The sequence below is a fragment of the Micromonospora maris AB-18-032 genome (genome assembly GCF_000204155.1).
Classification (GTDB): Bacteria; Actinomycetota; Actinomycetes; order Mycobacteriales; family Micromonosporaceae; genus Micromonospora; species Micromonospora gifhornensis.
Genome location: NC_015434.1, coordinates 4,248,615 through 4,260,703 on the forward strand (window position 1 = coordinate 4,248,615; position 12,089 = coordinate 4,260,703).

Consider the following 12,089-nt stretch of genomic DNA (forward strand, 5'->3'; position numbering starts at 1 on the left):
GTTCTCTCCGCAACCAAGTTCATGGCAGCAGGTGGGAGTGACACATGGTTCAGGGCAACGCCGACGACGCGGCCACCACACTCGCCGCCCTCGGTCGACTCCGCGAGCGGGCGCACCGGCGGGCCCATGGCGGGGCGTGGCTTCCCGCCCTCGGCTGCGCCGTACTGCTGCTGGCCAGCGCCGCCCTCTACCGCCACCCGCTGACCCAGCCCCACTCGATCGACGCGAAGCACCCGTTCTGGGCGGGACTGCCCGACGAGCAGGTCAACCCGGTGGCGTCGTACCTGTTCTGGTTCCTCGGCACACCGTTGCTGTTCGCCGTCATCGCGCTCTGGTACGCGTGGCGGGCCCGCCGTCACGGCGTACGGGTCGGGTGGCCGTCGGCCACTGTCACCGGGCTCGGCGTCCTGGTGCTGCTCGCCGTGCTCGCTGCGGTGCCGGTCGGTCCGGTTCCGGACGGCCTGGTCTCCGCCTCCGGCCCGTACTGGACCGGCCTGCTGACCCCGCTGCTCCCCCTGGCCGCGGCCGTCATCGTGCTGGGCCGGGCCGAACACAGCCGTGGCCTGGTCGCCGCCGGCATCTGGATCGCCGCGCTCACCGCCTGGCTGTGCATCTCGTTCCCGCTCGGGCACCTGCCCGGCTGGGCCAGCGTGCTCATCGGCGGTGGTGGTGCCGGTGGCCAACTGTCGCTGCGACCGGCCCACTATCTTGTCCTGATGGCCCTTCCCCTGCTGGTCGTCGCCGCCGTGAACCTGGCGACGGCCCGCCGCCCCAGGTGACCGAGCCATCCTCCGGCGCCCCGGACGCCGGGTCGTCGCCGCACCCGGCGACGACCCTCGACGACGTGGTGCACCAGCGGGTACGCCTCGGCATCCTCACCGTGCTCAGCGAGGCGACCGAGTGCCGGTTCGCCACGCTCCGCGACGAACTGGGCCTCACCGACGGCAACCTCAACCGGCACCTGCGGATCCTGGAGCAGGCCGGGCTGCTCCAGGCCACCAAGGGCTACGAGGGACGCCGCCCGGTCACCTGGTTGCGGCTGACCCGGGCGGGCCGCACCGCGCTGCGCGCCGAGGTGGCCGCCCTGGAGCAACTGGTCAGTCGGATCCGGACCGCCACCGTCGCCGACGAGGAGAGTTGAGACGCGCGGACGGGGGCGTCAGCCGGGCAGGGGGGCGCCGTCGCCTCGGTTGCGGCGCGGAGTGACCAGCCGACGCACCATCGGGGCGGCGTTCCACCGGGCCGCCCCGACCAGGTCGCGGGCGTGTTCCAGCACGGTGTAGTCCCGCCGCGCCCGGCCGGCGGCGATCGCCGCGTCCAGGTCGTTGTCGCAGCTCATCAGGACGCTGTCGAAGTCGCGGCGGACCGGCTCCAACAGGTGGTAGCCGAACGTGCGGTGCAGCCGAGCGAACAGCGGCTTGTACAGCCGGGCCCGCTCGTGCAATCCGGAGGAGTACGACATCGGGTTCTTCGGCCGCCGCCGGATGTAGTCGGGCAGCAGGTCGGCGAAGGCCCGCCGGACGATCCACTTCTCCTGCCCCTCGCGCATCTTCAACTCGATCGGCAGGCGCATCGCCAACTCGACGAGAGCCAGGTCGAGGAAGGGCACCCGGGCCTCCACCCCGAAGCCCATGCTGGTGCGGTCGACGCGCTGCAACTCCGTACGACAGAGGTTGCGGATCTTGTGCAGGAACAGCCGCCGCGCCGCCTGGGGGCCGACCTCGTGATACATCGGGTAGCCGCCGAACAGCTCGTCCGAGCCGTCGCCGGTGAGCACGACCTTGACGCCCAACTCGGCCAGGCGTCGGAAGATGGGCACCGAGACCACCGCGTTGATGATGTCGCCGTACTCGGTCAGCTCGGAGATCCGGATCGCCTCCCGCACGTCGGCCAGCCGGATGTCTCGGGGTCGCAGCTCGACCACCTCGTGCCGGACGCCGAGTTCCCCGGCCAGTCGCCGCGCGTACGCCACGTCGGGGCTGTCCGGCACGCCGACGGTGACCGCGACGCAGTCCGGGTGCCGCTGCGCGGCATGCAGCAGCACCAGGGAGCTGTCCAGCCCGCCGGAGAGCACCACACCCACCGTGAGGTCGGTGTCCAGCCGCACCTGGATGCTGTCGGTGAGCGTGGTACGGACGAGCAGGGCGGCCTCGTCCGGATCCGTCACCATCGGCGCATCGGCACCGAGGGAGAGCAGGTCCACGTACGGTCGCAGGTGAACCTGGTGGTCGGCGTCGATCCAACCGTGGTGGCCGGGCGGCACCTCGACCACCGGTGCGCCCGCCCGGACCAGCGCCTTGACCTCGCTGGCGAGGTGCAGACAGCCAGGCGTACGCGACAGGTACAGCGGCTTCACCCCGAGCGGATCCCGCACCAGGTAGGCCCGGCCGGTGGCCCGCTCCACGATGGCGAACGCGTACTCGCCGCGCAGCCGGGTGACCATCTGCTCGCCCCACTGCGCGAAGGCGGCGAGCACCACCTCGGTGTCGCTGGCGCTGCGGAAGCGGTGGCCCAGCCCGGTCAGCTGCGCGCGCAGCTGGTGGTGGTTGAAGACCTCGCCGTTGTAGCAGAGCAGCCAGCGTTCGTCGGCGGAGACCCACGGCTGCACCGCCCGGTCCCGGTCCACCACCCGCAGCCGCCGGGTGCCGGCGAGCAGGCCCGCCTCGTACCGGGTCTCGGTGACCTCGCCACGGGGGGCGAGCACGGCGAGCATCCTGCGGAAGATCACCGGATCGGTCTCCGGGCCGAGGCTGAGTACGATCCCGCACATCGCGTCAGATCCCCATCTCGGCTTCGTACGCCCGGCGCAGTCGCGCGGTCGCGGTCGGTGCCAGACAGACGTGCCAGGCCTGACCCTCGTCGACCACGTTGATCTCGCCGGAGCGCTGACGGTTCAACAGGAGCCCGGCGAGGGTGTCCCGGACGCCGAACCGGCCGAACCACTCCATCTCCAGGTCGACCGCCCAGCCGAGGCAGTGTCCGCTGGGCACCATCGCGGCGTAACCCAGGCGGCGCAGCCGGTACTGGTGCTCGGCACTGCGCACCAGGCTGGTCACCCACAGTGGCGGGGTGCCCGCCGGGGTCACCGCGGCGAACTCGCGACCGATGTCGTTGAGCAGCGCGACCACCTCCCGGCGCGCCCGGCGGAACAACAGACCGGCGGTACGCGGAGTGGCGTCGGGCAGCACCCGGCGGCGCAGTGCGCGTACGCCCCGTCCCACCAGGCTGCGGGGCTGCTCGGTGTAGCGGAAACGCAGCAGGTCCCGACGCCGCAGCCAGTCCAGGTCGACCAGGTCGACGCTGTGGTGGACCTCGGTGTCGGTGAGGAAGGTGCCCGCGTCCCGCCACCACATCACGTCGATGCGGGACAGCAGGTAGATCCGCACCAGGGCGGTCAGGTCCGCGGCCGAGCTGCGCGCGTTGGGCTGGTATCGGGCCATCTCCAGCAGCAGGGTCTCCCGGGCGCCGATCAGTCCCTGGGGCGTGGCGTCGAGCACCGCGGCGATGGTCGGCTCGCGCAGCCGCTGGTCGATCAGCACCTGGCGGGCCTTGGTGCTGCTGGCCGACGCGAGCGCACCCACCTCGACGAGCAGTTCCGCCACGGCGTCGCGGTAGGCGTCCAGGTCGGGACCGACCGCGGCCGGCGGCCGTGCCGGGCCACGCGGGCGACGCCGGGCCGGTGCGGCAGGAGGACCAGGCCGCTGTCCCGGACTTCGACTGGGCACTCGCATGGTCGGGTCCTCTCTCCCGGTGTGGGTTCGCCTGTTGCCGACAGTAACCACACGTTGCGGGATGAGTCCGAGCAATCCTCCCATTTTCCCCGAAGGGGTTCGCACCGGTCTTATCGCCGCTGGTCGTTGGCGGTGTTGCGGTGGTCGCCGCAATGCGCCCGGGGGCATGATGAAAAACTTGACCCATGAGTTCCACGCCCGTACTGCCGGACCCGTCCACCGAGCCGCCCGCCTTCGCGGACCTTGGCCTGCGTTCCGAACTGCTCGCCGCGCTCTCCGCGCTCGGCTACGAGGAGCCCACGCCGATCCAGCGGGAGGCCATCGGTCCGCTGCTGGCCGGTCGGGACCTGCTCGGGCAGGCCGCCACGGGCACCGGCAAGACGGCCGCGTTCGCGCTTCCGCTGCTGCAACGCATGCCCGACGAGCGACCCACCGGCGACCCGGTCGCCCTGGTGCTGGTGCCCACGCGGGAGCTGGCCGTACAGGTCTCCGAGGCCTTCCACCGCTACGGCAAGGATCTGGGTGCCCGGGTGCTGCCGATCTACGGCGGACAGCCGATCGGCCGGCAGTTGCGCGCCCTGGACAACGGGGTCGACGTGGTGGTCGCCACGCCGGGCCGGGCCCTGGACCACATCGCCCGCGGCACACTGCGGCTGGGCAACCTCGCCACGGTGGTGCTGGACGAGGCCGACGAGATGCTCGACATGGGTTTCGCCGAGGACATCGAGGCGATCCTGGAGCACACCCCCGAGCAGCGGCAGACGGTGCTGTTCTCGGCGACCATGCCGTCGCGCATCGACGGGATGGCCCGCGCCCACCTGACCGACCCGGTCCGCATTCTCATCGCCCGGGAGCAGCCGGTCGCCGGCGAGGCCCCCCGGGTACGCCAGAGCGCGTACCTGGTGGCGCGGGCGCACAAGCCGGCGGCGCTGGGCCGGGTGCTGGACGTCGAGTCGCCGACCGCGGCGATCGTGTTCTGCCGCAGCCGGGAAGAGGTCGACCGGCTCACCGAGACGATGAACGGGCGCGGCTACCGGGCCGAGGCGCTGCACGGCGGGATGAGCCAGGAACAGCGCGACCGGGTGATGGGCCGGCTGCGCGGTGGCACCGCCGACCTGCTGGTCGCCACCGACGTGGCGGCCCGAGGGCTGGACGTCGAGCAGCTCAGCCACGTGGTCAACTACGACGTGCCGTCGGCCCCGGAGTCGTACGTGCACCGCATCGGCCGGGTCGGCCGGGCCGGGCGGGAAGGGGTGGCGATCACCCTCGCCGAGCCGCGCGAACACCGGATGCTCAAGACCATCGAGCGGGTCACCGGTCAGCGGATCACCATCGACAAGATCCCGACGGTGGCCGACCTGCGTACCCGCCGGCTGGAGCTGACCCAGGCGGCGCTGCGGGAGAGCCTGCTGGAGGACGACCTCGATCCGTTCCGGGTCATCGTCGAGACGCTCAGCGACGAGTTCGACCTGATGGAGGTGGCGCTGGCCGCGGTCAAGCTGGCCCACGAGGCGACCCTGCCCGGCGCCGAGGAGGCCGCCGAGGAGATCCCGCAGGTGGCGGTCCGCGCCCCCCGGGAGACCCGGCCCGGTGCCGACGCCCGCGGCGGCGACCGCCGCCCGGCCCGGCCCCGCGCCAACGGCACCACCCAGGTCTTCATCGGTCTGGGCCGCCGTGCCGGGGTGCGCCCGCAGGACCTGGTCGGCGCGATCACCGGGGAGACCGGCATCCGGGGCCGCGACATCGGCTCGATCGAGATCGCCGACCGGTTCTCCCTGGTCGAGGTGCCGATCGCCGTCGCCGACGAGGTGATCGCCGGGTTGCGCGGCAGCACCATCAAGGGCCGCAAGGCCACCGTCCGCCGCGACCGCGACGACCGCCACTGAGGCGAGTCGGGGTGCGTGCAAGGAAGGGCACCTTGTTAACGCCTCGCGTATAGAAGGGAACCCTTCTCACCCCACGCGCAACGACATACGGGCACCTGTGCCGCCTTGCGTGGCGGCACAGGTGCCCGTGGCTTGCCCGTTGTTAACAGGGGCACCCTGCTATGCAGAATGCGTTAACAAGGTGCCCTTCCTTACACCTCAGGCGGGGGTGAGGTTGGGGGTGATGAGGGTGTCGGCGTCGGCCGGGCGCAGGGCCAGGGCGAGGACGTCGGCGACGTCGGCCAGGGTGTGCACGGTCAGCGCCTCCCGGACCTCGGTGGGCAGGTCGTCGAGGTCCGGCTCGTTGCGGGCCGGGATGATCACCTCGGTCAGGCCGGCCCGGTGGGCGGCGAGCAGCTTCTGCTTCACCCCGCCGATGGGCAGCACCCGGCCGGAGAGCGTCACCTCGCCGGTCATCCCGAACTCGGGGCGTACCGGGCGTCCGCTGGCCAACGACGCCAGGGCGGTGACCATGGTGATACCCGCGCTGGGGCCGTCCTTGGGCACCGCGCCGGCCGGCACGTGCAGGTGGATCCGCCGTCCGGCCAGGGCGTTGGGGTCCAGGCCCAGCCGGCGACCGTTGGCCCGCAGGTAGGACAGGGCGATGTGCGCCGACTCCTTCATCACGTCACCGAGCTGACCGGTCAGGGTCAGTCCGGGATCACCCTCCATGCTGGTCGCCTCGATGAACAGCACGTCTCCCCCGGCACCGGTGACCGCCAGGCCGGTGGCCACCCCCGGCACCGCCGTACGCTCCGCCGACTCCGGCGTGTGCTTCGGCCGGCCGAGGTAGCGGACCAGGTTCTCGGCGTCGACGCGGACCGGTGCCGCATCGTCGGTGAGCGCCACCGCGACCTTGCGCATGATCTTCGCAAGCGCCCGTTCCAGCTGCCGTACGCCGGCCTCCCGGGTGTACTCCCCCGCGATGCGGCCCAGCGCCGAGGGGTCCACGTCGACCTCGTCGGCGGTCAGCCCGGCCCGCTCCCGCTGCCGGGGCAGCAGGTGGTCCCGGGCGATGGCCACCTTCTCGTCCTCGGTGTAACCGTCCAGGGTGACCAGTTCCATTCGGTCCAGCAGCGGGCCGGGAATCGCCTCCACCACGTTGGCGGTGGCCAGGAACAGCACGTCGGACAGGTCGAGGTCGACCTCCAGGTAGTGGTCCCGGAAGGTGTGGTTCTGCGCCGGGTCGAGCACCTCCAGCAGGGCGGCGGCCGGGTCGCCCGCGTACCCCGCGGAGAGCTTGTCGACCTCGTCGAGCAGCACCACCGGGTTCATCGAGCCCGCCTCGCGCAGCGCCCGGACGATCCGGCCCGGCAGCGCGCCGACGTAGGTGCGCCGGTGACCGCGGATCTCCGCCTCGTCGCGGATGCCGCCGAGGGAGACCCGGACGAAGCGGCGGCCGAGCGCCCGGGCGACGGATTCGCCGAGGCTGGTCTTGCCGACACCGGGCGGACCTGCCAGGGCCAGCACCGCGCCGGAGCCGCGACCGCCGATCACGCCGAGGTCACGCTCGGCCCGTCGGTTGCGCACCGCCAGATATTCCAGAATGCGATCTTTCACATCGGACAGACCGGCGTGGTCGGCGTCGAGCACCGCCCGCGCCGCGGTCAGATCGGTGTTGTCCTCGGTACGCGTGCTCCACGGCATCTCCAGCACCGTGTCGAGCCAGGTACGGATCCAGCCCGCCTCGGGGGAGGCGTCGCTGGCCCGCTCCAACTTGCCGACCTCACGCAGCGCCGCCTCGCGTACCTTCTCGGGCAGGTCGGCGGTCTCGACGCGGGCCCGGTAGTCGGCCGAGCCGTCCGGGGCGTCCTCGCCGAGTTCCTTGCGGATCGCGGCAAGCTGCTGGCGCAGCAGGAACTCCCGCTGCGTCTTCTCCAGCTCTTCGCGTACCTCGGAGTTGATCTGCTCGGTGACCTCCTGCTCGGCCAGGTGCTCCTTCACCCAGCCGACGAGCAGTTCCAGCCGCGTGGTGACGTCCGGTGCGGCGAGCAGTTCGGTCTTCTGCGTCAGGCTGAGCCAGGGCGCGTAGCCGGCCGAGTCGGCCAGCTCGCCGAGGTCGGTCATCCGCTCCACCGCGTCGATGACCTGCCACGCGCCGCGTTGCTGGAGCACGGAGGTGACCAGGGCGCGGTACTCGCGGGCCAGTTCCCGGGCCTTACCGGCCGGGGCGGGTTCGTCGATCTCGGACGCCTCGACCCAGAGCGCCGCGCCGGGACCGGGCACCCCGGAGCCGATGCGGGCACGGGCGATGCCGCGGATCACGGCGGCCGGTTCGCCGCTGGGCAGCCGGCCGACCTTCTCGATGGTGGCGATCGCGCCGACGGAGCCGTACTCGCCGTCCAGGCGGGGCACGGCGAGCAGCTTGTGGTCGCCGGTGGCACGGGCCGCGTCGACCGCGGCCTGGGTGGTCGGGTCGAGGGTCACCGGGATGACCATGCCGGGCAGCAGTACGGCGTCGGTCAGTGGAAGTACCGGAAGAGTTGCCATCGAACACCTGCTATCCCATTGAGTTGAGCGTGTCAGGCTCAAGTCGCGAGGAACGCTCATTGTTCCATGATGTGATCCAGGACACTTAGAGCGGGCTGATGTGACCACCACCGGGCGCTGACACCACTACTGGAAGCAAGGTCGCCAAATCGGGATTTCGATGAACCGCAAAACGCGACGCGCAACAAGGGGTGCTTTTGTTGCGCAATTGGCTGGGCATACGTCAAACTTTGACCACACCCCGCCACACACAGGGAGTAATCAACGATGGCGAGAAAAGTAATCACGGTGCTGACTGACGACCTCGACGGCGGAAAAGCCGACCGGACGGTCGAGTTCAGCCTGGATGGCGTGGCGTACACCATCGATGTCTCCGACGAGAACGCGGGCGTCCTCCGCAAGGCGCTGGACCCGTTTATCAATGCCGGCCGCAGACTCGGGCGTGGCACCGACACCACCCGCAGCGTTCGCCGCGTCGCCGGCCCGGCGACTCCGGGAATGAACCGTGAGCAGAACCGCGCCATCCGCGAATGGGCGATCAGCAACGGTTACAAGATTTCCGAGCGGGGTCGCATCCCCGTCGAGGTCGTCGAGGCGTACAAGAACCGCTGAACAGCGATCGCCCGCGGCAACTCACCGCGTGCGCTCTTTCCACGACCAGGGCCGCCCGGAGGAAGTCCTCCCGGGCGGCCCTGGTCGTTGCCGAGTCAGTTCACCGAATCAGTTGACCTGAATCCGTACCGCGTCGAAGGCGGGAGTCTGGTTCGCCCGCTCCGACATTGGGATACGGTGCGAGCCGTCACCGGCCCAGACCGCGCACTGCGCGGTACCCGACTCCGGCAGGCCCGGAATCTGGATAACCACGCTGTCCGGCTGACGACCGCCGCCGCCGTCCTCGGTGGCGACGAAGAAGGCAGGCACCGGTTCCGGCGCGGGCGCCTCGTCGGTGTTGTTCAACATCCGGCACGCGGTGTGGAAGTGACCACGGGTCAGTCCTTCACCGTTGAGCAGCGAACTCTCCAGGTAGTAGCCGCCCTGCCCGGCCGGCAGGAAGCGGTCCCGGACCAGGTTGCGGGTGCTCACCCGGATGGCGAAGCCCTGGTTGCGGTTGATCTGCTGCGGGAACTCGGTGATCAACAGCGACGGGTTGTTGGCTGCCGCGCCGACCTCACCGAAGGCGGTGCTGATGCAGCGGTTGCCGTTCTGGAAGCCGTCGTGCGGCTGCAACCGGCTGTTGTTGCAGTTGTTCGCCAGCACGTCGAGGCCGTTCGGGTTGCCCCCGTTGTTCCCACCGTTGTTGCCGCCGTTGTTGTTGCCACCGCCGTTGTTGGGGTTGCCGTTGTCGGGGTTGCCACCGTTGTTGTTGTTGACCGGCCGCGCCTGGCACCTGGCGAGGTCGGCCAGGCCGCGCGGCCGGGGGCCGAACCGGTCGATGGCGATGGTGATCCGGTCGAGCGTGGCGCGTCGCTTGCTGGCCAGCGGGCCCAGGATGGCGTTGTTGATGAAGCCCTGACCCTTGTTGCCCTCGGCGGCGAGTCGCTGGTCGGCCTCGGTGATCTGGGTCTGCAGCAGGGCCAGGTTACGGTCCACCTCGGCGCGCGCCCGGTCCGGCACCTGCGGCAGCCGGCTGACCACGTCCGGGCAGGCCACGGCGAGCGAGCCGGTGGCCGCGCCACCGCCGCTGCGGGTCTCCTGGCATTCCTCGATGGTCTGCTGTCCGTCACCCCAGTGGTTGGTCACCCAACGGCCGTTCTGGAAGGTGCGGGTGGTGGTGGCACCACGAGCGGCCGGCGCGGTGGCGCCAGGGCTCGGCGCGACGCATTCGGCCGCCACCGGACGGGTCTGCTTGTGCGGCCGTCGGTCACCGGCCGATGAGATCTGGGTCACGGCGACCACACCGCCGAATACGGCGAGCGTGGCACCGATGGCCAGCAGTCGCTTCGTCCGCGTGTTACCGGATGGTCGGCGCGACCGGGGGGACCTGCGCATCGAATTGCTCTCCTTCTCGATCCGGTACCTGATTCGTGACTCGACGGACCGAACGGAATCGTGGTGGCACGCCCGGCGGACATCCGAACGCGCCGATGGCACGTCGACTAACGACGATGCCCTTTCCGCACCGTCTCCCGCGCCTGTCGGTGCGGGTCGGGGAGATCCTGTCCATTCCCGGTGAGGTACGGACCCGCCACGACGGGGGTTCAAAGTCGGCGGAGTTTTTTTCGGCGCAGGTACGCCGGATCAGTCGATGCGTCGACCGGCAGGCGTCATGCCTGGCAGAGATGGTCGTAGGCGAAGCCGTCGACGAGTTCGTCACGGCGTTCCCGTAGTCGCCGAATGTCACCGAGCAGTTCCGCACGATCGACCAATATCGGAATGTCGGCGTCCAGCTTGCGCAGCCGGTCGCCGACCGCGAGCGCGGCCAGATCCTCGGCGAGTCGCGCGGGGTCGACGCCGCAGGAGACGCCGTGCGCGTGCAGCGACACCCGTTCCACAAGGCACTGCCCGGGGCGTACCTCGACCCAGGCCCAGCCCTCGGCCGGGCCGGCCGTCCAGCGCACGTGCAGTCCCCGCAGGATCGGGTCGGCCAACCGCCGGGCCACGTACGCCTCGACCGCGTCCGCCCGAGCGAGCGCGCCCAGGTCGTTCACCGGTCCGGTGCGGCCGTCGGGCAGCCGGCCGACGATGTCACGGAAGCCCACGGCGGCCACCTCGGTCCCGGCGGCGCCCTCGGCGTACCGGCGGGCGTCGAGCAGGTACGTGACGATCCCCGGCCCGTGTTCGGCCGCGTTCAGGGTGGTCGAGACGATCCGCAGCACGGGCAGCCCGACGGCGGCGGTGACCGCGGCGATGGCCCGCTCGACGCGGCGGGCGGCCGGGTCGGACGACGGCGGCCTGAACTCGACGGCGAACTCGACGTGTTCGCCGTCCACAGCGGACACCACCAGGTCGAGACGTTCCCGGCCGGCGATGTTCCACTGGTGTGCGGTCAGGCCGGTCGGACGCCGCCGGACCAGGTCGGCCAGACGCAGACCGGCATGCACCCGCTGCCCGGCCCGGACCAGCACGTCACCACGCGCGACCTCGGCCGGGATCGTCGCCGTCGAGGAGTCATCGCCACTGGTCATCGTCGCATCCACCCCATCCTGCCGCCGACCGCCCGAGTCTAGGGTGGCGATCATGCCCACCCCCTGCCCCGGGTGGGTCGTCCCCGCACCAGGTCCCGGCGGGGCGGGTCTAAGGTCCCGCCCGGTCATGGCCTGGTCGGCCCTGCACACCACCTACCCGACCGGCGTCCAATAGAGATGTCACCGGGACAGCGGTGCGAAGCAGAGAAGGGACGTGGACACGATGACCGCGATGATGGAGCGGAACACCGCCACCGCCAAGACTCCCGGGGCCCCGACCGTCCAGGAGCGCACCACCCGCAAGCGCGCCACCCGCTACCTCCTCGGCGGGCTCCGCCTGGCCCTGGGCTGGATCTTCCTCTGGGCCTTCCTGGACAAGCTCTTCGGTCTGGGATTCGCCACCGAGGCGAAGGGCGCCTGGATCAACGGTGGCAGCCCCACCAAGGGCTTCCTGACCTTCGGCGCCACCGGCCCGTTCCAGGGGTTCTACAACAGCATCGCCGGCGCCGCCTGGGCGGACTGGCTGTTCATGATCGGCCTGGCGGCCATCGGCACGGCGCTGATGCTCGGCATCGGGGTACGCGTCGCCGCCGCGGCCGGTGGCCTGCTGCTGGTGCTGATGTGGACCGCCGCCCTGCTGCCCGCCAACAACCCGTTCATGGACGACCACCTGATCTACGCCGGTGTGCTGGCCCTGCTCGCGGTGACCAACGCCGGTGACACCTGGGGTCTGGGTCGCAACTGGGCCCGGCTGCCGATCGTCCAGCGGTTCGGTTGGCTCCGCTGACCTGACTCAACTCCCCCCGCGCGGCGGGCGT

General features: G+C 71.1%; 10 protein-coding genes. 5 read left to right on the forward strand and 5 right to left on the reverse strand.

Features of this window, described 5'->3' with window-relative positions; translation table 11 throughout:
* Nucleotides 1-44 precede the first annotated feature (44 nt).
* Nucleotides 45-779 (forward strand): hypothetical protein, encoded by a 735-nt coding sequence (locus VAB18032_RS32915; RefSeq protein ID WP_013734476.1) that lies wholly within the window; start codon nt 45-47, stop codon nt 777-779.
* Nucleotides 776-1,141: a winged helix-turn-helix domain-containing protein gene (locus tag VAB18032_RS32920; protein WP_013734477.1), complete on the forward strand. Its 366-nt coding sequence runs from the start codon at nt 776-778 to the stop codon at nt 1,139-1,141. Before VAB18032_RS32915 ends, VAB18032_RS32920 begins: the two co-directional genes overlap by 4 nt.
* Nucleotides 1,142-1,159: 18 nt before the next feature.
* Here the strand turns inward: VAB18032_RS32920 and VAB18032_RS18825 are convergent, their stop codons facing one another.
* Together VAB18032_RS18825 and VAB18032_RS18830 are read right to left on the reverse strand one after the other, a co-directional pair.
* Nucleotides 1,160-2,770, reverse strand: coding sequence for an asparagine synthetase B family protein (locus VAB18032_RS18825; protein ID WP_013734478.1), 1,611 nt, complete (start codon nt 2,768-2,770; stop codon nt 1,160-1,162).
* 4 nt (nt 2,771-2,774) lie between these two features.
* Nucleotides 2,775-3,731 carry a DUF5715 family protein gene (locus VAB18032_RS18830; RefSeq protein WP_043721264.1) on the reverse strand — a complete coding sequence of 319 codons (957 nt, stop codon included), beginning with the start codon at nt 3,729-3,731 and terminating at the stop codon, nt 2,775-2,777.
* Between the two features lie 185 nt (nt 3,732-3,916).
* On the opposite strand from VAB18032_RS18830, the gene VAB18032_RS18835 reads away from it, so the two are divergent.
* A complete protein-coding gene (locus VAB18032_RS18835; protein WP_013734480.1) occupies nt 3,917-5,617 on the forward strand; it encodes a DEAD/DEAH box helicase in 1,701 nt (566 codons plus the stop codon).
* Nucleotides 5,618-5,815: 198 nt separating this feature from the next.
* Here the strand turns inward: VAB18032_RS18835 and lon are convergent, their stop codons facing one another.
* On the reverse strand, nt 5,816-8,146 hold the full coding sequence (gene lon / locus VAB18032_RS18840; protein WP_013734481.1) for an endopeptidase La: 2,331 nt from the start codon (nt 8,144-8,146) through the stop codon (nt 5,816-5,818).
* A 267-nt stretch (nt 8,147-8,413) separates the two neighbouring features.
* Here lon and VAB18032_RS18845 point away from each other — a divergent pair, with 267 nt between their 5' ends.
* Complete coding sequence (locus VAB18032_RS18845; protein WP_043721267.1) at nt 8,414-8,758, forward strand: histone-like nucleoid-structuring protein Lsr2; 345 nt, start codon at nt 8,414-8,416, stop codon at nt 8,756-8,758.
* A 108-nt stretch (nt 8,759-8,866) separates the two neighbouring features.
* Here the strand turns inward: VAB18032_RS18845 and VAB18032_RS18850 are convergent, their stop codons facing one another.
* Both VAB18032_RS18850 and VAB18032_RS18855 read right to left on the reverse strand, forming a co-directional pair.
* On the reverse strand, nt 8,867-10,135 hold the full coding sequence (locus VAB18032_RS18850) for a hypothetical protein (protein WP_013734483.1): 1,269 nt from the start codon (nt 10,133-10,135) through the stop codon (nt 8,867-8,869).
* Nucleotides 10,136-10,410: 275 nt separating this feature from the next.
* A complete protein-coding gene (locus VAB18032_RS18855) occupies nt 10,411-11,271 on the reverse strand; it encodes a hypothetical protein (protein ID WP_013734484.1) in 861 nt (286 codons plus the stop codon).
* 235 nt (nt 11,272-11,506) lie between these two features.
* Between VAB18032_RS18855 and VAB18032_RS18860 the strand changes: the two genes are divergently transcribed.
* Complete coding sequence (locus tag VAB18032_RS18860; RefSeq protein WP_081476289.1) at nt 11,507-12,058, forward strand: hypothetical protein; 552 nt, start codon at nt 11,507-11,509, stop codon at nt 12,056-12,058.
* The last annotated feature ends 31 nt before the right edge of the window (nt 12,059-12,089 follow it).